The sequence below is a fragment of the Novosphingobium sp. PhB165 genome (assembly GCF_004341845.1).
In the GTDB taxonomy this organism is placed as follows: domain Bacteria; phylum Pseudomonadota; class Alphaproteobacteria; order Sphingomonadales; family Sphingomonadaceae; genus Novosphingobium.
Genome location: NZ_SLVB01000006.1, coordinates 16,977 through 36,384, shown reverse-complemented (window position 1 = coordinate 36,384; position 19,408 = coordinate 16,977). Strand labels below are relative to the sequence as shown.

General features: G+C 65.1%; 20 protein-coding genes. 10 read left to right on the top strand and 10 right to left on the bottom strand.

The genetic code is table 11. The annotated features are described in order from the left end of the window. Positions 1–19: 19 nt before the first annotated feature. Entirely contained in the window at positions 20–709 is a 690-nt protein-coding gene (gene ung, locus EDF56_RS17210; protein WP_132389711.1) for a uracil-DNA glycosylase, read from the bottom strand. 93 nt (positions 710–802) lie between these two features. Between ung and EDF56_RS17205 the strand changes: the two genes are divergently transcribed. The 3 genes from EDF56_RS17205 to EDF56_RS17195 are packed head-to-tail and all read left to right on the top strand — an operon-like array spanning position 803 to position 2,611. Further along, entirely contained in the window at positions 803–1,426 is a 624-nt protein-coding gene (locus EDF56_RS17205; protein ID WP_132389709.1) for a ribonuclease D, read from the top strand. A 25-nt stretch (positions 1,427–1,451) separates the two neighbouring features. Beyond that, positions 1,452–2,099, top strand: a complete 648-nt coding sequence (lptC, locus tag EDF56_RS17200) for an LPS export ABC transporter periplasmic protein LptC (protein WP_132389707.1) — start codon at positions 1,452–1,454, stop codon at positions 2,097–2,099. Further along, complete coding sequence (locus EDF56_RS17195; protein ID WP_132389705.1) at positions 2,096–2,611, top strand: LptA/OstA family protein; 516 nt, start codon at positions 2,096–2,098, stop codon at positions 2,609–2,611. Before lptC ends, EDF56_RS17195 begins: the two co-directional genes overlap by 4 nt. Positions 2,612–2,720: 109 nt before the next feature. Here the strand turns inward: EDF56_RS17195 and EDF56_RS17190 are convergent, their stop codons facing one another. From EDF56_RS17190 to EDF56_RS17170, 5 genes are all read right to left on the bottom strand, one after another. Continuing rightward, entirely contained in the window at positions 2,721–4,121 is a 1,401-nt protein-coding gene (locus EDF56_RS17190; protein WP_132389703.1) for a sugar transferase, read from the bottom strand. Between the two features lie 138 nt (positions 4,122–4,259). Further along, positions 4,260–5,324: a DNA polymerase III subunit delta gene (gene holA / locus EDF56_RS17185; RefSeq protein ID WP_132389701.1), complete on the bottom strand. Its 1,065-nt coding sequence runs from the start codon at positions 5,322–5,324 to the stop codon at positions 4,260–4,262. Between the two features lie 37 nt (positions 5,325–5,361). After that, entirely contained in the window at positions 5,362–5,859 is a 498-nt protein-coding gene (gene lptE, locus EDF56_RS17180) for an LPS assembly lipoprotein LptE (RefSeq protein ID WP_132389699.1), read from the bottom strand. Further along, on the bottom strand, positions 5,856–8,387 hold the full coding sequence (leuS, locus tag EDF56_RS17175) for a leucine--tRNA ligase (RefSeq protein ID WP_132389697.1): 2,532 nt from the start codon (positions 8,385–8,387) through the stop codon (positions 5,856–5,858). Before leuS ends, lptE begins: the two co-directional genes overlap by 4 nt. A 77-nt stretch (positions 8,388–8,464) precedes the next feature. After that, positions 8,465–8,941 carry a DUF3576 domain-containing protein gene (locus EDF56_RS17170; protein ID WP_132390542.1) on the bottom strand — a complete coding sequence of 159 codons (477 nt, stop codon included), beginning with the start codon at positions 8,939–8,941 and terminating at the stop codon, positions 8,465–8,467. Between the two features lie 326 nt (positions 8,942–9,267). Here EDF56_RS17170 and EDF56_RS17165 point away from each other — a divergent pair, with 326 nt between their 5' ends. Together EDF56_RS17165 and phbB are read left to right on the top strand one after the other, a co-directional pair. Then, positions 9,268–10,038: a hypothetical protein gene (locus tag EDF56_RS17165; RefSeq protein WP_132389695.1), complete on the top strand. Its 771-nt coding sequence runs from the start codon at positions 9,268–9,270 to the stop codon at positions 10,036–10,038. Between the two features lie 169 nt (positions 10,039–10,207). Further along, positions 10,208–10,930 carry an acetoacetyl-CoA reductase gene (gene phbB / locus EDF56_RS17160; protein ID WP_132389693.1) on the top strand — a complete coding sequence of 241 codons (723 nt, stop codon included), beginning with the start codon at positions 10,208–10,210 and terminating at the stop codon, positions 10,928–10,930. 55 nt (positions 10,931–10,985) lie between these two features. On the opposite strand, the gene EDF56_RS17155 is transcribed toward phbB, so the two are convergent. From EDF56_RS17155 to EDF56_RS17145, 3 genes are read right to left on the bottom strand one after another with little or no spacing between them, the layout of a single operon-like run. Beyond that, the gene (locus EDF56_RS17155; RefSeq protein ID WP_132389691.1) at positions 10,986–11,312 is read right to left on the bottom strand and encodes a YnfA family protein; all 327 of its coding nucleotides are present in this window, start codon (positions 11,310–11,312) and stop codon (positions 10,986–10,988) included. After that, positions 11,309–11,746: an HIT family protein gene (locus EDF56_RS17150; protein WP_132389689.1), complete on the bottom strand. Its 438-nt coding sequence runs from the start codon at positions 11,744–11,746 to the stop codon at positions 11,309–11,311. Before EDF56_RS17150 ends, EDF56_RS17155 begins: the two co-directional genes overlap by 4 nt. A 25-nt stretch (positions 11,747–11,771) precedes the next feature. After that, positions 11,772–12,920, bottom strand: coding sequence for a CDP-alcohol phosphatidyltransferase family protein (locus EDF56_RS17145; protein WP_132389687.1), 1,149 nt, complete (start codon positions 12,918–12,920; stop codon positions 11,772–11,774). A gap of 214 nt (positions 12,921–13,134) precedes the next feature. On the opposite strand from EDF56_RS17145, the gene EDF56_RS17140 reads away from it, so the two are divergent. The 3 genes from EDF56_RS17140 to EDF56_RS17130 all read left to right on the top strand — a co-directional run bounded on the left by EDF56_RS17140 (position 13,135) and on the right by EDF56_RS17130 (position 15,964). Continuing rightward, positions 13,135–14,181 (top strand): diacylglycerol kinase family protein, encoded by a 1,047-nt coding sequence (locus EDF56_RS17140; RefSeq protein WP_132389685.1) that lies wholly within the window; start codon positions 13,135–13,137, stop codon positions 14,179–14,181. 80 nt (positions 14,182–14,261) lie between these two features. Next, positions 14,262–15,188: a hypothetical protein gene (locus EDF56_RS17135; protein WP_132389683.1), complete on the top strand. Its 927-nt coding sequence runs from the start codon at positions 14,262–14,264 to the stop codon at positions 15,186–15,188. Further along, positions 15,185–15,964 (top strand): nucleotidyltransferase family protein, encoded by a 780-nt coding sequence (locus tag EDF56_RS17130; protein WP_132389681.1) that lies wholly within the window; start codon positions 15,185–15,187, stop codon positions 15,962–15,964. The genes EDF56_RS17135 and EDF56_RS17130 overlap by 4 nt, the downstream gene beginning before the upstream one ends. 41 nt (positions 15,965–16,005) lie before the next feature. Here EDF56_RS17130 and EDF56_RS17125 read toward each other — a convergent pair whose 3' ends face one another. Then, positions 16,006–16,527 carry a DUF2141 domain-containing protein gene (locus EDF56_RS17125; RefSeq protein WP_132389679.1) on the bottom strand — a complete coding sequence of 174 codons (522 nt, stop codon included), beginning with the start codon at positions 16,525–16,527 and terminating at the stop codon, positions 16,006–16,008. A 259-nt stretch (positions 16,528–16,786) separates the two neighbouring features. Between EDF56_RS17125 and rpe the strand changes: the two genes are divergently transcribed. Both rpe and EDF56_RS17115 read left to right on the top strand, forming a co-directional pair. After that, positions 16,787–17,449, top strand: a complete 663-nt coding sequence (gene rpe, locus EDF56_RS17120; RefSeq protein ID WP_132389677.1) for a ribulose-phosphate 3-epimerase — start codon at positions 16,787–16,789, stop codon at positions 17,447–17,449. A 4-nt stretch (positions 17,450–17,453) separates the two neighbouring features. After that, complete coding sequence (locus tag EDF56_RS17115) at positions 17,454–19,406, top strand: heparinase II/III family protein (RefSeq protein WP_243652664.1); 1,953 nt, start codon at positions 17,454–17,456, stop codon at positions 19,404–19,406. The last annotated feature ends 2 nt before the right edge of the window (positions 19,407–19,408 follow it).

The following is a 19,408-nucleotide window of genomic DNA, read 5'->3' as shown; positions in this document are numbered from 1 at the left end:
ATCCCCCACCCATCAGCGTTTACCAGTCGATCCGCCCACGCCCCTGGGCTTCGAGGAATTCATTGGCGCGGCTGAAGTGGCGGCAGCCGAAGAAGCCGGCATAGGCGGACAGCGGGCTCGGGTGCGGGGCTGTCAGCACCAGATGGTGGCTGGAGGATAACCCCGGCACGCGCATCGCCTTCTTCTTGGCGTGGCTGCCCCAGAGCAGGAACACGCACGGTTCCGACTTGGCGGCAACGGCCGCCACCGCCGCATCCGTGATCGCCTCCCAGCCACGATTCTGGTGCGAACCGGCCTGCGCGGCTTCGACCGTCAGCGCATTGTTGAGCAGCAACACGCCCTGCCGCGCCCAATGCTCCAGATTGCCATGGCCCGGCGCCGTGACGCCGCAGTCGGTCGCCAGTTCCTTGTAGATATTCACCAGCGAGGGCGGCACTTTCACGCCCTCCATCACTGAAAACGCCAGTCCATGCGCCTGACCCGGGCCGTGATAAGGGTCCTGCCCCAGGATCACCACGCGCACTTCGTCCAGTGGCGTCAGTTCCAGCGCGCGCAGACGTGATCCGCGCGGGGGATAGATGATTTTGCCCGCCGTTTCCTCGGCTTTCAGCCAGCCGCCCAGCCGCCGCGACTCGGGCGTCTCCAGCACCGGCGTGAGCGCGGCTTGCCAGGATGGGGGCACGCCCTGCATGGCTTCTGCTGCTTCCATCGCTGCGCTACTCCCGAATTGTTCGCTATCGGGGCCCGCAAGGGCATCCGACCATTGCGAAAACCTGGCCCAGTCCCTAAGCATTTCCGGACCATGGCTGTCTATCTCCACGAAGAAGATCTCCCCGAAGGCGTGCTTGCGCCGGGACCCGTTGCCGTCGACACCGAGACGATGGGCTTGATCACCCCGCGCGACCGCCTTTGCGTGGTCCAGATTTCCGACGGCAAGGGAGACGAGCACCTCGTCCGCTTTGCGCCGGGCAGCGCCTTTGACGCGCCGAATCTGAAAGCGGTGCTAGCCGATCCGGCCCGGCTCAAGCTCTATCACTTCGCGCGATTCGATCTTGCCGCGATCGAGCACTACCTCGGCGTGACTGCCGCGCCGGTGTTCTGTACCAAGATCGCCAGCAAGCTGACCCGCACTTACACCGATCGCCACGGCCTCAAGGACCTCGTGCGCGAACTGCTGGGCAAGGAAGTCTCCAAGCAGCAGCAGTCGAGCGACTGGGGCGCGGCCGAACTGACCGACGCGCAGAAGGACTATGCCGCGTCGGACGTGCGCTATCTCCACGCCATGCACGAGATTCTCGTCGTGCGTCTTGCGCGGGAGAACCGCACCGAAATCGCGCAGGCCTGCTTCGACTTCCTGCCCGCCCGCGCGCGGCTCGATCTTGCCGGGTGGCCCGATCACGACATCTTCAGCCACGAAGCCGCCTGACCTTTAAGCCGGAGAGCACGCGCGCATGTCCGAAGAAGCCATCCAGATCCTCAATCGCCGCCGGCACTTCGCCGCGCCCGGCGGTTCGCATGATCGCCTGGTTGGCTTCCTCGCCAAGGCGCTGCCCACCGGCATCGGCGTCGTCGCGGCCGTGATGATCCTGGTGCCGCTCTCGCCGCGCGGCGAGATCAGCTTCCTGCTGGACCGCAACAAGGTCGCAGTGACCACCCAGCGCATCGCCGTGGCCAATGCCGCCTATCGCGGACAGGATAATGCGGGCCGGGAATTTCTCGTCACGGCGGGCACCGCCGTGCAACATTCACCCGATGTCCCGGTTGTCGAAATGCTCGACCTTAATGCGAAGATGAACATGAAGGACGGGCCGGCCACGATCGCTGCACCGCGCGGGGCCTACAATTTCGAAGAAGACACCATGAAAGTCTCCGGCCCGGTGAACTTCAACGGCGCCGGCGGCTACAACATGACCACCAAGCAGGTGGACATCGACATCAAGCAGAAGACCGCAGTCGCCTCGGGCGGCGTTTCCGGTGCCGGTCCCAGCGGCACCTTCAGCGCCAATTCGATGCATGCCGATCTGGACAACCGTACCGTAACGCTCGAAGGCAATGCGCGCATGCGAATCACGCCCGGCCAGCTGAGGATCCCCCAATGACCGTTCGCCCCGGCCTCCTGCGTACCGCCGTCGCCTTGCCCGTCGTCGGCCTCGCCATCTTTGCCGCTTCCCAGCAGCTTGGTGCGCAGTCCCTGACCGGCGGGCACGACAGCAACGCGCCGGTCAATTTCGGTGCCGACCGCATCGAGATGCAGGACCGGCAGAACCGCGTCGTCCTCACCGGCAATGTCGACATTACCCAGACGGACCTGCGCATTCGCTCGGCCCGTACGGTGATCGATCTGGCCAATGCCAGCCAGATGAAGGTCAATCGCATGACTGCCAGCGGCAACGTCATCGTTACCCGGCAGGACCAGACCGCAACAGGCGACACCGCGATCTACGACGTCAACCAGCGCATCATCACCATGGTCGGCAATGCCACGCTCAAGCGCGGCACGGGCGACACCCTGCGCAGCGGACGCTTCGTGATCGACCTCAACAGCGGCGTGTCCTCAGCGTCAGGCGGCCGGGTTACCGGCACCTTCAACGTGCCGAGACAGCAGAACTAAGCCCCTAACACAGGGATTATCCTGCCGAACACGCGGCCCTGCCGGCCGCGTGTTCCCTTGTCGTGTCAGAATGATTTCCAGCAGCACGCCGACGTGGCGGGGGGGGCGATCAGAATGCCCGGTCGTGGACCAGAACGCGCAAGGTCAGGAATACGATCTGGATGTCGCGCATGATCGTCCAGCCTTCGAGATATTCGAGGTCGGACTGAAGCCTGTTCACCAGATCGGATTCGCAGTCGGTAGCGCCGCGATAGCCGCGTACCTGAGCAAGACCCGAAAGGCCGGGTTTAAGCGAATGGCGCTGCCAGTAGCGCAGGTCGACTTCCCAGAACAGCTTGTTTCCGGCGAGCGAACCCGTCGCATGCGGACGCGGCCCGACGATGCTCATATCTCCCAGCAGCACATTGAAGAGCTGCGGCAGTTCATCGATGCTGGTCCCGCGGATGAAGCGGCCGACCGCAGTGATGCGCTGGTCATCCTTGGATGCAGACTGGTTGCCGTCCACATCGCACAGCGCCTGCGTCATCGACCGGAACTTGTACATGTTGAAGAAGCGGTTTCCGCGTCCCATACGGCGCTGGGCAAAGAAGACCGGACCGCCGTCCTGAAGCTTCACGGCCACGGCCACGGCGATCATCAGCGGCGTCAGCGCAACGATCGCAACCCCCGCGAACATCACATCGAACAGCCGCTTTATGGCCCGCTCGCGCAAGCCAAGCGGACCAGCCGAGACCAACAGCAGACCGTGATTGGCGATTACGCGGGCACCTTGTGCACCCAGCCGCGCGACCTCGTCATCAAGCACTTCACCGTCGACGTTGGCCCCTTTGAGGATCATCGCCCAACTCATCCGGCGATCTGCCGGACAGCTGATGACGACACGATCGATGTTGCGCAGAACAAGGCCAAGCCTGTCGAGCGAATGGGGATCCGTCAGATCCGGATGCAGCCCCATCGCGGCGGCCGACACGCGGATCGCACCGGGCAGACGAAGCTGCGGCCCGCCATCGTCAATGACAAGCTCGTTGATCACATTGGCACCGCAGCGCCAGTACACGAAACTGCGCAACTGCAACCGGGCCCAGCCCATCAGAGCCATGGCCAGCAGAACACCGCCACTGAAGGCCCCGCGCGAGGATTCGCTGGATGACTTCATCAGGAACTGGACGAAGACAACCACGGCCACGGCCACGATGATCGCCGCCTGCGCGCGCAACACGCCGCGCCACCCCTGCCGCAGCGAACACGTGGAATAAGAGCCGTTGTAGAGGGCAAGCGTCAGGAAAATCGGCAAAAGAACCTGAGCATAGACCAGCGAGCGCGCAGCCCCGTCCGCGATGTCGTAAAGCCATCCCGCGATGGCGAACCCAGCCAGCAGTGCAACGATATCGCCCAGAATGAGCACGAGATAGCATTGGAGACGGCGGCGCTCCAGCGACGGAGCGACCAGAAGCTCGTCGGCTTCGGCTTTCTGTCGTGCCTGTTGTGATATCGCGAATGGTGCGTTCACTCGCTCAACACTCCCCATTGCCGAACTCACGTTAATACCGGTGTTGTCCAGACTGGTCGCAACTCCCAGCACCGGATTCATGCTGCGTTGCGAATACATATACAACTCTATGGACGTAGCAGATAATGGGGAAAGGGGTTAGGGGTAACCCGTTCTATTTGTCCGATGTTCAACATCGAGACATGCAGTTCGCGCAATTTCCAGCAAGCCCTGGGATAATAACAGTTCCGAATCCTGACTATTGCCAAGCAACGATTGATGCATTGCAACAAGGCGTGCCACCAGACGTTCGAGTCGAGGGCCTCGCCAGATGCGGAGCTGGGCAGACAGTGCCGGCTTGTCCTTCCAGAAAACACGGCGGGCTGCCGCTTCTGCTTCCAACAGTGCGCCGACATCACCGCCGCGCCCCAGCCGCGCGTTCAACGCGGCCAGTTGCGCAGCGCGGCGCTCGAAAGCCAGCAGGAGGCCAACCGGATTGATCCCGAGATCGCGCAGGCGTTTCAGCTCCGGGCCGATCTGCGGCCGCTTCCCACCCAGAACGGCATCCACCAGTGGTGCGAAGTCGTCGTCCTCGGTCGAGGCACCAATGGCGTCGAGATCGGCAGCCGAAACCGGGCGCGGCGTTTCGGGCGTGGCATCGAGATAGAGCGCCAGCTTGCTGACTTCCGAGCGCGCCAGCCGCGTATCGAGCCCGGCCGCGCGGGCAATACGCTCGGCCAGTTCGCTGCCGAGTTTCAGCCCGGCGCCGTTGGCCAAAGTGCGCACGGCCCCGGTAACGGTGCCAAGATCCGGCGGATGGAACATCGCCACAAGCGCATCGCTTCGCGTCGCCAGTAGCTTGGCCGTACGAGACTTGTCGGTGGCGCCGGTGGCCACGATCAGCACCGGGCACGAATCGACCGGATTCTCGATCAGGATCTGCACGGCGTCGTGCGCCTCGTCGCCCTGCGCGCGCACCCAGATATGGCGCGCCGTGCCGCCGAACAGCGAGTTCGAGCGCGCCTCGTCGCCCAGTCGGACCGGGTCCTTGCGCAAGTCGCCGCCCGCCATCTCGACCCGCTCGCCCGGCTCAGTGAGCAGCGAGACGATCTTCTCGGCGGCGTCGGTGCAACCGGCCTCGTCAGGTCCGCAGAAGAAGAAGACCCGGGCCTGCTGCGCGGCGCGCGCGGCTGTGCCCGCAAAATCCTTGCGCGTTGCCTTCACGGATTCCGGGCCATTGTCCGCGCGTTACCGGCGCACGTCACTGGTGCGTATCGCCCCGCAGCCGCAGCGCGACCCCGGTGACGATGCGCGAGGCGACATCCTTGGAGAGGTTTTCGAGCGCAGTCTGCTCGGCCGCGAGCGTCGCATAGTCCGAAGAGACGACGTCGATGCCCGCATCCGATCCGGCGGTGGCGTCGAGGACGATCTCACCGCTCGAAATGTCCACAAGCTGGTAGCGCGCGCGCAAGGTGCGGCGCTCACGTGCGATCGTATCGTCGGACAGCAGCGCCAGGCCTTCAAGCTTGTCGTCGAGGCGGATATCGAGCCGATACTTCGGCGCGACGCCCGCCTTGCCCGAGCCGATCTGATCGACGATGGCATTGCGCACCAGCCAGCCGGCGCGTCCTTCGATCGTCGAGACCTGCACATCGGCAAGCCCGCGCGCGACAGCGCCGTTGCCTCCCCCCGCATACATCGGGGTGAGGCCGCAGCCAGAGAGCAGCACGGCTCCGAGAAGGACGCTCAGGCGCTTCACGCGACGAGATTCACCAGTCGGTCGGGAACGACGATCACTTTTCTCACCTCGGCGCCATCCAGTGCACGCTGCACTTTCTCGCTGGCAAGGGCAAGCGCTTCAAGCTCTTCCTTCGAAGTGCCCTTGGCGACGGTCAGCGTATCGCGCAGCTTTCCCTTCACCTGAACGGCCACGGTCACCTCATCCTCGACCAGCAGTGCCGGATCGACTTCGGGCCATGCCGCCTGTGCGACGAGGCCTTCGCCGAACGTGGCGAACGCTTCTTCGGCCAAGTGCGGCATCATCGGCGAGACGAGCAGCAGAACCGTGCGGATCGCGTTCGAGCGGCTGGCCGAAGGGGCCGCCTTCTCGACCGCGCCGGTCAGTTCGTAGATGCGCGCCACGGCCTTGTTGAAGCCCAGCGATTCGATATCCGAAGCGACAGCGGCCACCGTCTGGTGCGCCTTGCGGTCGATCGCCTTGTCCTCGCCCTCTGCCGCAGCATCGTACTGGGCGAACAGACGCCACAGGCGCTGGACGAAGCGGCCGCAGCCTTCGATACCGGCTTCCGACCAAGGCAGGTCGCGTTCCGGCGGGCTGTCGGACAGCATGAACCAACGGATCGCGTCGGCGCCGTAGGTCGCGACGATCTCGTCGGGGTCCACGACGTTCTTCTTCGACTTCGACATCTTGATGACGCGGCCGATCTCGACCGGGGCGCCATCGGCCTTGAGCCGGGCGCTTTCGGCACCGCGCTCGATCTCGCCGGGCGAGAAGTAGACCGGCTGACCGTTGGCATCGTTGATGCGGAAATAGGTCTCGTGCGTGACCATGCCCTGCGTAAACAGGCTGGCGAAGGGCTCCTTCACCTCGACCTTGCCGATGCGGGCCAGCGCACGCGTCCAGAAGCGGGCGTAGAGCAAGTGCAGGATCGCATGCTCGATGCCGCCGATGTACTGTTCCACCGGCAGCCATTCGGCGATCTTGGCCGGATCGAACGGGCGATCCTCGGGCTGGCTGGCGAAGCGCAGGAAGTACCACGAAGAGTCGACGAAAGTGTCGAGCGTGTCGGTCTCGCGACGCGCGGGGTGGCCGCACTGCGGGCAATCGACGTGCTTCCAGGTCGGGTGACGAACCAGCGGGTTGCCGGGGGTCGAGAAATCGACGTCCTCGGGCAGCGTGACCGGCAGGTGCTTCTTGGACACCGGCACCACGCCGCAAACCTCGCAGTGGATGAACGGGATCGGCGTGCCCCAATAGCGCTGGCGCGAAACGCCCCAGTCGCGCAGGCGCCACACGGTCTTGCCTTCGCCCCAACCTTCGGCCTCGGCCCGCGCAATGACGGCGGCCTTGGCGTCCTTCACGGCCATGCCGTTGAGGAAGTCGGAATGGACGCAAACGCCGTCACCGGCCTCCGACTCACCGTCGAACGGCTTGTCGGCATCGGCCTCGCTCGCCGCGACGACGCGCAGGATCGGCAACTGGTACTTGGTGGCGAATTCGAAGTCGCGCTGGTCGTGGCCCGGAACGGCCATGACCGCACCGGTGCCGTAATCCATCAGCACGAAGTTGGCGATGTAGACCGGCAGGTCGGCGCCCGTGAACGGATGCTTCGCCTTGATGCCGGTATCGAAGCCGAGCTTCTCCGCGGTTTCCAGTTCCGCCGCGGTGGTGCCGCCCTGCTTGCACAGCGCGATGAATTCCTCGACCTCGGGACGGCCGACGGCAGCGGCCTGCGCGATCGGGTGATCGGCGGCAACGGCCACGAAGCTGGCGCCGAAGATCGTGTCGGGACGAGTGGAGTAGACTTCCACCGAACCGATGCCGCCGATTTCAGCGGTCAGGTCGAACTTGAACTGCAGGCCCTGCGACTTGCCGATCCAGTTCTCCTGCATCGTGCGGACCTTCTCAGGCCACTTGTCGAGCGTGGAGAGGCCTTCCAGCAGTTCGTCGGCGAAGTCGGTGATCTTGAGGAACCACTGGGAGAGCTTGCGCTTCTCCACCAGCGCCCCCGAGCGCCAGCCGCGCCCGTCGATCACCTGCTCGTTGGCGAGCACGGTCTGGTCGACCGGGTCCCAGTTGACCGCCGATTCCTTGCGGTAGACGAGGCCGTTCTCATAGAGATCGATGAACAGCGCCTGCTCATGACCGTAATATTCCGGCTCGCACGTGGCGATCTCGCGGCTCCAGTCGAGCGCGAAGCCCAGGCGCTTCAGCTGCGCCTTCATGTTCGCGATGTTCTCACGCGTCCAGCCGCCGGGGTGGACGCCCTTTTCCATCGCCGCGTTCTCGGCCGGCATGCCAAATGCGTCCCAGCCCATCGGGTGGAGCACTTCGTGCCCGGTCATGCGCTTGTACCGCGCCAGCACGTCGCCCATCGTGTAGTTGCGCACGTGGCCGATATGGATGCGTCCCGAGGGATAGGGGAACATCTCAAGCACGAAGCTGCGGGGCTTCGACGAAGTATCGTCAGCCTTGAAGCACTGTGCGTCGTCCCACGCAGCCTGCCAGCGCGTGTCCGCCTGAGCCGGATCGAACCGCTCGGTCATCTTAATCGAGTCTCCTGCGGGCACACGATCGCCCGCGAAATTGGGTCTGCGGACACATATTCGCCCGCAGACGGGGATCAGTTGCCCATCGAGTTGCGGCGAAGGTCGCGGGCGCGGGTGAGGATGATGTCCTCAAGCTTCTGCACCGTCGCGGCCTGCACCGGCGCCGCCGTCCAGCCGCCGTTCGCGGCCACTTCGCGCTGCGCGGTAACGCGCAGGGCATCGGCGCGCAGATCCTTGTCGAGGATCATCACGGTAACCTTGACGCGCTCGGTCGGGCTCTTGGGATTGGTATACCAGTCGGTGACGATCACGCCACCGGCGCTGTCCGACTGGAGAAGCGGCATGAACGACAGCGAATCGAGGCTTGCGCGCCACAGGTAGCTGTTGACGCCGATCGTGGTCACCATCGAAGGTGCCACGGCTGCCGACTTCACCTGCTTTTCCTTACGGCCGCCACCGCAGCCTGCCAGCGCAAGCGCCGCAACGGCACAAAAACCCGCAGTTGCCAGCGATCGAGCGGAGAAGAGGCCCTTGTCGGTGCTGCCTGTCATGTCGTTTCCAGTTCCTGTCTCGGCGTCGATCCGCCGGAACATCCGGTGGTAGCCATCCATCGCCTCTATAACCGCCGTTGCCCGGGCGGCAAGTGCGCCCGCGTCGGCAAGCCGGCTAAACGGCAAGAGTGCTAAACGCCACATGAACGCGTTGCTTATCCGGGATCTGCGCTTATCCGATATCTGCCATGTCTCGCGCCGATGACCTCTCCCGCGCGCAATCATCCTGTGTTAAGGTGCCGGAGCGAGGATGGCCGCGCATGCCGACCGGGCCGAAGCTGGCCCAGCGGCAAAAACAGGGTGGAAGGACCTTCAGGGACGTTACGATGGAAAAGGACCGCGCACGCACGTCGAAAGGCGGCATGAAGGCGAGCCTGATGCTTGCCGGCTGCGTGACCGTGCTCGCCCTGCCGAGCGCCGTACTCGCCTTTTCGACCAGCTTGCGTGCGGTACAGCCGCATGCGGACTCGGCCGTCGATTCGCTCGATCCCGACACCACGAACGAGAACCTGCTGCGCGTGATCGCGATGCGCTCGCTGAGCAAGGGCCAGCCGTTTCCATTCACTCCGGCCGGTACCCCCAATCGTCCGGATCGCGCCTTGACCGTGGCTGTCCGTGTCGATTCAGAGGCGGCCAAGTCGATCATCGTCGTCCACAATCGCATTCAGGTCGCGCGTGACGATACCAATGTCGGCACGCTGCGCATCGCCCCGGCGGCCTTCAACCTGGGCGTTGCGCGCGGGTACCAGAACTTCTCGCCCGACACAGCGGCGGCGCAACCGGCACCAACCGCCCACACGCTGACCGACGCGCCCGAACTGCGCAAGTTCAGCCTTACCGCAGGCACCGCCGAACCGGCCGAATCGCGCTTTGCCCCGCGCATCTCTATCGACGAGAAGCGCCCGTCGGGCCGCGCGCCGCATACGTTTGCGGGCGAATCCGGTGAAGTCGACGTGGGCGGTGCTTATCGCCTGACCAAGAACCTCGATGTCACGGCGGGCGTGCGCTATTCGCAAGACCGTGAGCGCCTGATGCCGCTGACCGACGGCAAGCTGGATTCGCAGGCAATCTACCTGGGCACCCAGTTCCGCTTCTGACGGGTCCGCCATGGCAGGCGGCAGTTTACATCCATGCAATTCTGATTGCGCTTGTCGCAATCATTTCGGCGCAAAATTGCTGGCTCCGGAATGGGGTTGCGCTTGCCCTCCTCCCGCGCATTTCCTAGCCTGCCTGCCGGTGGATGTGCACTGAAGCGAAAGGCTTGATATGGCGCGTGTTGCGATCGTTACCGGCGGAACCAGGGGCATTGGCGAGGCTATCTCGCTGGCGCTCAAGGAACGCGGTCATACCGTTGTTGCAAATTACGCAGGCAATGAGGAGAAGGCACGGGCCTTCACCGAAAAGACCGGCATCCCCGCTGTCCGGTGGGATGTGGGCGACCATGAAGCCACGCTCAAGGGCGTTGCCGATGTGGTCGAGAAGTTCGGACAGGTCGATATCGTCATCAACAACGCCGGCATCACCCGCGACGGCGTGCTGCACAAGATGACGTTCGATGACTGGAACGATGTCATGCGCATCAACCTGGGCGGCTGTTTCAACATGGCCAAGGCAACCTTCCAGGGCATGCGCGATCGCGGTTGGGGCCGTATCGTCAATATCGGCTCGATCAACGGTCAGGCCGGACAGTACGGGCAGGTCAACTATGCCGCCGCCAAGTCCGGCATCCATGGCTTCACCAAGGCACTGGCGCAGGAAGGCGCCAAGTTCGGCGTCACCGTCAACGCCATCGCGCCGGGCTATATCGATACCGACATGGTGGCCGCAGTGCCGCCCCCGGTGCTGGAAAAGATCGTCGCCAAGATCCCCGTCGGCCGCCTTGGCAGCGCTTACGAGATCGCGCGCGGGTGCGCTTTCCTCTGCTCGGAGAATGCCGCGTTCGTCACCGGATCGACCCTGTCGATCAATGGCGGGCAGCACATGTACTAAAATTTCGGATCACCCGCTTTCCTCACGGGAAGCGGGTGATCGCTTTTGTAGCCCGTCAGGCGCGATGCGGGCCCAACAAGATCGCCGCCGCGCCGGCAAGACACAAGGCCGCACCGCCCAGATCCCAGCGATCGGGCCTGACGCCCTCCACAGCCCACAGCCACAGAAGCGCGGACGTGATGTAGATCCCGCCATAGGCCGCATAGGCGCGCCCGGCATTGTCGCTATCGACGAGCGTCAGCAATCCCGCGAAAGTGGCCAGAAGCAGCCCACCGGGGACCAGCCATAGCGTTGACTTGCCCAGTCGCAGCCATGCCCAGAAAGCGTAGCAGCCCCCGATTTCCGCCAGAGCCGCGCCGAAATAGACGACGAAGGACTTCACGCGGACGGGTTGAAATAGCCCTTGAGCCACGCGACGAGCGCCGCAAGGTCTTCCCCTTCCAGAGCGACCGCATGACCCAGATCGGGCACTTTGGGCCAGCCGCAATCGACGAATTCGCGCCCCTGCCATTCACGCGTGCCCTCATAGCGGGGGATCACGTGGAAATGGACATGAGGGTCCACCATCATCAACATCAGGTAATTGAGCTTGGCATAGTCGACCGCTCCGGCCAGCGCCGCTTCGATGGCGGCGCTCGCCTGCTTGAGTTCGGCATGGGCCTCGGTGGGAAGATCGCCGAAGGCCGTGGCCTCGCTCTTCGCCGCCAGCACCAGCGAGCCCAGCGTCGGCTGCGCCGGACGCGCAAGCACGACCCAATGGTCGAATTCAGCGACAAGGCTCGCCGGAAAGCCGAATTTTTCCATCGTCGCGTTCATCGCCAATTCTCCTTCGGCAAGTTGCTCAGGCGTCCGCCAGCCAGGACGTGATCTTGCCGCCCTTCGCGCGCACGGTCCACGCCTGCACCAGCCGCACCGCGTGGACGAGGCAGGAAATCGCGGTCCACCAGGCCACGGCGATGAGGCCAAGGTCCGGGCGCGAAAACAGCATCGAGACGAACAGGATCACCATGTTCGGATTGCGGCGCGCCGTGATCAGGCGGAACCGGCTGTCGAACGGGCGCCACACGTGGATGTGCATCATGCCGTTCTGACGCATGAACACGCCCTCGATCAGGCGCTGCACAAGGTAGCCGCCCTGAATCACGGCCTGCACCAGCCAGAACGTCGTGCTGTCGTAGCCGAGGCCCCAATAGGCAAGGCCGGTCGCCCAGAACCACCACCAGAAAGGCGGGTGGACGAGATCCATGCCGTGATCGAAGACATTGCCCCAGGCCGACGAGGTGATCGTGCAGCGGGCCAGCTTGCCGTCCACGGTATCGAGCACCATGAACACGAGGCCCAGCGCCATGCCCAGCCAATAGTGGCCAAAGGCGAACAGCACCGTGGCGATCACGCAGAACACCGCGCCCACAGTCGTGACCATGTTCGGCGTGATGTGCAGCTTGGCGCAAATGCGTGTCAGCACCAGCGCCCATTCGGGCCACAGGTACTTGGTCAGCAGGTCGGTGACGCCCTTGTAGGCGCCGAAGTAGCTGGCCCGCTCAATCGGCCGCACGCTCTCGCGCGTCAGCGTCATCAGGAACGGGGTTTCGCGCTTGCGGAGCTGCTTGTTCTCGATCGTCGGCCCGCTCTCGTAGGCGACAACATCCATTCCGGACGAATCGGTGAGCGGCGCACCGGCCTTCATGGCCTGGGCGATTCGCGCCGATTGGGCGGAATCGGCAGCATGGGCGAGCGCGGGAACGCCGCCCAGCGTCAGCACCATGCCCGGCCGCTCTGCAACATAGCGAAACCATGCCGGATCCCATGCAAAAGCCGCGTTCGAGAGGATCGCGGCGCCTGCGCCGGGGGATTCGCCGTTCTCGCAGCCATTCGCCCGCGCAATCCGCGCGGTGCGTTGGGTCATTGTAAGACCCCATAGTTTCATGGGGTTATCGCCAATGGTGACGACGACAGGACGGGATTGGGGGGAGTTTTCCGTATCGGCCATGGCCTTGGCCGTAATCTGTCGGGACCGATTTGGAAATCCGGCAAAGCGACCATCATTCCGGCAGGTTGCGCCGCGTTCATTTTCAGCTTGCAGTAAATGCGCAATTTGTTGCCGGAATTTCAACGCCCGAAAAACCGCCATAGAACTGTAACTTGAATGTGTCAGGGAATGTTTCTTGGTGATTTCCGGGGCGGGTGCCATTACATAGACGCCCGTGTACGGAACCATTTACGAATTCGAAACGCTGCCGACCATCGGTGAGCAGGCCCCTCAACGGGTCGCGCGTCCGGCGCGCCAAGCGCGTCGTGGCCGTGCGGTTCCGCTCGTCGGCATCATTCGCAATCCGCGCAGCCATCGCAACAAGGGCAATGCGCCCGAGATGGCCGATTGCTCCAACATCCTGACGGAAACGCCGCGTACCCGCACCGATCTCTATCGCGTGCTGGAAGGCTTTGCGCAACGCGGGATCGACTATCTTGTGGTCGACGGCGGCGACGGCACCGTGCGCGATGTACTGACTTGCGGCGCCGATGTGTTCGGCGATCAGTGGCCGACGTTCATGGTCCTGCCCAAGGGCAAGACCAATGCACTGGCGATCGACCTTGGCCTGCCGACCCACTGGTCGCTGGCCGAAGCGCTCGCGGCGGCGCATCGCGGCAACACGCTGGTCCGCAGCCCGCTGCGCGTCTCTTCGAAGGACGGCAGCGCGGGCTGCATCCAGGGCTTCATCCTGGGCACCGGCGCTTTCGCGCTGGCGACCGAGGCCGGCCAGGAAGCACACCGTCGCGGTGCCTTCAACAGCTTCGCCGTGGGCCTGACCGTGCTCTGGGGCATCATCCAGACGCTGTTCGGCCGCGCCGGCAATCCCTGGCGCTCCAGCACGCCGACGCGCCTGATCGACCATCGCAGTGGGCGTGACCTGCCGTATGACGGCCGGGGCAATCCCGACGAGCGCTTCATGGCGGTCGCCACCACGTTCGAAAAGTTCCCGCTGGGCGCGAAGCCGTTCGGCCGCAATGTCGCAGCCGGCATGAAGCTGGCGGTGATCGACTGGCCGGTGCGCTGGATCGTCGCGCTGTTGCCGCTGATCATGATGTTCGGCCTTGGCGGCAAGTTCCTCGACCGTCGCGGCGCCCACCGCTTCGCGACCCGGGCGATCGACCTCGACATCGGCGGGTCGTTCATCCTCGATGGCGAGGTTTTCCCGGCCGGCGACTACGTGCTTGAAGAAGGCCCGCAAATCACGTTCGTGGTGCCCTGAACCCGCCAAAGCGCCGGCCTCGATACCGTCCGATTTGCGGTGCTTGGTTTCGGGGCAGGCATGCCCGAGAGCATGACGTCATGACTGAAGCCTACGGCCAGCCCCTTGAAGCGCGGGTGCGGACGGCGCTGGACCGCCCCGTGGTGGCGGAAGTGCGCGCCTTTGCCGAGCGGCTGGCACGCGCCACGCCGGGAACGGCGGCAGTGCTGTTCTATGGATCCAATCTGCGCACCGGCTCGCTTGAAGGCGTACTCGATTTCTATGTGCTGACCGAAGGTCCGCAGGTCGAGAAGATCTGGCCGCGCGTCAGCTATCATGAATGGGAGCGCGAGGGGGTAACCCTGCGCGCCAAAGTCGCGACAATGGCGCTGGAGACGTTCCGCGCCGCTGCGGCGGGCGAACTGGTCGATACCACGATCTGGGCCCGCTTCGTCCAGCCCAGCGGCCTTGCCTGGCAGCGTGACGCAAATGCCGCCCTGCTTGTCGCCCACGCGGTATCGGGCGCGGCGCGCACGGCCAGCCGTCTTGCGGTGGCGCTCGGGCCCACGAAAGGCACCGCAGAGGATTACTGGCGCGCCTTGTTCCGCGCGACTTACGCGGCCGAATTCCGCGTCGAGAAGGCGGGCCGCGAGGATTCGATCCTCTCGGTGAATCGCGAACATTTCGACGGACTTCTGCCGCTCGCACTGGCGGCGGACGGAATCGCTTTCACCCGCGAATCCGAGGGTACGATCTGCCCGCAACTCTCTGAAAACGAGCGGCAGAAGATGCTCGGCTGGTGGGCGCGCCGCCGCCGGCTCGGCAAGCCGTATAACGTGCTCCGCCTGCTCAAGGCCTCGACCACGTTCGAAGGAGCCGCACGCTATGCCGCCTGGAAAATCGAGCGCCACACCGGGATTCCCGTGCGCCTGACGCCTTGGCGGGAACGCCATCCGGTGCTCGCGGCGCCGGGCGTGCTGTGGCAGGTCTGGCGCGCGAAGAAGGCGCGCGAGCGCAGCGCCGCATGACTCCGGAGCATCCCCCCCACGCCGCGCTCGTGCTGGCCGGATCGCGCCCCGGCGCCCCCGATCCCGTCGCCGCAAGCGAAGGCACGAGTCACAAGGCGCTGGTCGAAATCGCCGGCAAACCGATGCTTGCGCATGTCGTGGATGCCCTCAAGGGGAGCCGGGTCGAGCGCATTGCCGTGGTCGCCAACGACCCAGCCGTGGTTGCCCTGGCGCAGCAACTGGGCTGCGAAGTCATTCCTGCCGAAGCGGGGCCCAGCGCCAGCGTTGCCGCCGGTCTGGCCCGGCTCGGCGCGCCGATGCTGGTGACGACATCGGACCATGCCCTTTTGCGCAGCGAGTGGGTCGACGATTTCATTGCCGACACCCCGGAAGACGCCGATGTCGCGGTATTGCTGGCCCGGCGCGAGGCGATCGAGCTTGCCATGCCGGGATCGAAGCGCACCTATCTGCGCTTTGCCGACGGCCACTGGTCCGGCTGCAACCTGTTCCTGCTGAACACCCCCCGCGCCGAAACGGCGATCGACACCTGGAAGCTTGTCGAGGCCGATCGCAAGCGCCCCTGGCGCATTGCCGCGCGGCTGGGGGCCGGCATCCTGATCGGCTATGCGCTGGGCCGCCTGACGCTGGCCTCGGCACTGGCGCGGCTGGGCAGCAAGATCGGCGTGACCGCGCGGCTCGTGGCCGCGCGCGACGGATTGGCGGCGGTCGATGTCGACAAACCGTCGGATCTGGCCGATGCCCGCGCGATCCTTTCAGAGCGACCCGAACGGCACTGAACCATACATGGGCCGGTCCTTAACGGCACCGGCCCGAAAAATCACATGTAGCGCATCTGGATGCGGATCGACTTCACCTCGTTCCCCACCTGCACCCCGACCTTCGAGTAGCTCGGCTTGCCGAGATTGAAGATGTTGATCGACGGGTTGTTCGACATCGCGCCGCCGTCGGTGCCGATGTCGGTCTTGCCATTGCCGTCGACATCATGGCGGACGGCGATGCCGAACGTTCCGGTTGCCGGGAGCGGCACGCAGAAGGTCATCGATCCGGCCCGCGCCGGAGTCTCGATGCGCGAGATCCACCGGCCCGCCTGCAACCAGTCGTCGGGCGTGGCGCGGTAGCTCTGGACCCGGATCGTGCCCGAGGAGGACTTGATGCCGTCCACCGTCACCATCAGCGCCGGCCCGCGGTCGGCCCGGCACTGGCTGAGGTCGTTGCGGATTTCCTCATGGCCGCGCACGGCGGCACCGGCCGAAGCCGCGAGTCCCAGCATGCCCAGCCCCGCCAGAACGGCAACCGTGCGCCGGGCGCCACGCGAATGATGCGAAAGTGTCGTCTTCATCGGTCCTGTGACCTCGTCCATCTAACCCAATCGGCGTTCGCAGACCTTGGAAACCGCCTGCGCGCGCTTTCATTTCAGGGGGGCGAATTGGCAGCAAGGCCGTGAATGCACTCTGAATTGACAATTCACAATGGGACATCCCCGCGCGACCACGGCATAGGGCGCGCCGCGCCATATCGCGTGTGGAAAAGACCGGGGTGCCGCTTGTCCCCACTACATATGGTGTCTTATTCTTGCACATGAGGAGTATCGAATTTCCATGACCGTCCCCCTGATCTCGCCGTCGATCCTTTCCGCCGACTTTGCCCGTTTGGGCGAGGAAGTGCGCGCGGTCGATGAAGCGGGTGCCGACTGGATCCATGTCGACGTGATGGACGGCCACTTCGTTCCCAACATCACCATCGGCCCCGCCGTGGTGAAAGCGCTGCGCCCGCATTCGGCCAAGGTGTTTGACGTGCACCTGATGATCTCCCCGGTCGATTCCTTCCTTGAGGATTTCGCCGCTGCCGGGGCCGACATCATCACCGTGCACCCCGAAGCCGGCCCGCACGTCCACCGCACCGTCCAGAAGATCAAGTCGCTGGGCAAGAAGGCGGGCATCTCGCTGAACCCGGCCACTCCCGCCAAGATGCTGGACTACCTGATCGACGAGATCGACCTTGTCCTCATCATGAGCGTCAACCCCGGCTTCGGCGGCCAGAGCTTCATCTCCAGCCAGCTTCGCAAGATCGAGGCGGTGCGCAAGATGATCGACAAGTCCGGCCGCGAGATCCTGATCGAGGTCGATGGCGGCGTCGACGCCAAGACCGCGCCGCTCTGCGTTTCTGCCGGTGCCGACGTGTTGGTGGCGGGTTCCGCCACGTTCCGGGGCGGCCCGTCGCAATATGCCGCCAATATCCGGGCACTCAAGGGACTGGACTGAGACTTTGGCCACAACCGCCCATCCGCGCTTCAGAACCGGCTATCCGGTCGCGGATCGGGCGGGCAACCCGGGCCCGCTGACGGCCGCCGAGGAGAGTGCGTTGCACGGTGCATTGGAACAGGGCCTGACCACAGAGCCCGACATCACCGAATTCTCCCCGGAGGCGCGGCCGGATCGTCATAACGATCTCTCGCCCGGTCTTTCAGGCGATCCCCAGATCGACGTGCGGATCGAAACCGGCCGCAACCTGGCGCTTGCCGATTTCTCGCCGCCCGCCACCGGCGCGGCGGATCGCTTCATCCGTTTCGCCTATCGCCTGGGCATTCCGGCAACGATGCTGACGTCGCCGCTGGGCCGCAAGCCGCGCACGCGCCTGCTTGCCACCGTCAACAATACCCTGCCCGGCAATGGCGCCGCCGGCACCGCGCTGCGCGCCGGGCACTTCCTTGTCCACGGCGCCAGGACGCCGATCGCGCAAGTCGACTATGCGGGCGCGGCGCGCGTCACGCCGCCGCTCGAACGCGTGGTGCACAGCTTCTCGTGGCTGACCGACCTCGAAGTCTGCGCCCCGCGTGAGCAGTGCATCCCGGTTGCCGAGCGCCTGCTCACCTCCTGGCTTCAGGCCAATCCGGTGCCGCCGTCCAAGCCCGGCAAGGGGCCAGCCTGGTCGGTCGGCCACACCGGCATGCGGCTGATGAACTGGCTGGCCCATGCCCCGCTGATCCTGTCCGGCGACAAGGCGCTGCGCAACCGCACGCTGGCGCATATCGCCGCGACCGCGCGCTGGCTGGACCGCCGCGTCCACAATGCCGAGGATGGGCTGGCCGAAGTGGCCGGATGGTGCGCGATCATCGCCGCCGGCCTGCTGCTGCCCGATGGCCGCCCGCGCCGCCTTTACGGCGAAGCCGGTCTGATCAAGGCGCTGGGCGACCTGATGGGTGACGATGGCGGCCTGCTTTCGCGCAGCCCGCTGGCGCAGATGGAAGCCATCGCGCTGCTCGTCCGCCTGCGCAATTGCTATCAGGCCACCCGCCGCGATGCGCCGCAGACGATCGAGCGCGTGATCGAGATGCTGGTGCCGCCGCTGCTGGCGCTGACTCACAGCGACGGATCGCTGGGTTCGTGGCAGGGCGCATGGGCCGTCAGCGCCCCCGATCTCGACCAGCTCATCAAGGCCAGCGGCGTGCGCACCCGCCCGCTGCGCGAAGTGCGTCAATGGGGATACCAGCGCGTGGTCGCGCAGAAGTCGATCCTTCAGTTCGACACCGCGCCGCCGCCGTTGCCCGCCCATGCGCGCTATGGCTGCGCCTCGACGCTGGCGTTCGAACTGTCGCACGGCAAGCACCGGCTGATCGTCAATTGCGGCGGCGCCGCCAGCGGCGGCGGGCTTGTTCCGGTCCGGCTGGAGCAGGCCCTGCGCGCAACGGCCGCCCATTCGACGATGACGCTGGACGATGCCAATTCCACCGCCGTACTGATCAACGGTGCGATCGGTTCGGGCGTCAGCGAAGTCGATGTCGATCGCAAGACGCTGGCGCAGGAAAACGGCGGCCAGGCCACCCGGCTGGAGGCCAGCCACAACGGCTATGCCGCGCGCCACGGCCTCACTCACCGCCGCATTCTGATCCTGCGCGATGACGGCACCGAGCTGCGCGGCGAAGACCTGCTGCTGCCGTCCGGCCGCAAGGGCAAGCGCGGCAAAGTCGGCTTCGCGATCCGCTTCCACCTTGGCCCCGACGTCGAAGTCTCGCCCACCGTGGACGGTCAGGGCGCGGGCCTTGCCCTGCCCGATGGCAGCTATTGGCAGTTCCGCAGCGCCGCCGGTGAAGTGACGCTGGAGGATTCGCTCTGGGTCGACGGACTCGGCCGCCCGCAGGCCACGCAGCAGCTGGTGATTCAGGGCATGGTTTCGCGCGGCGGCGGAAACTTCGGCTGGCTTCTCAAGAAAATGGGGTGATT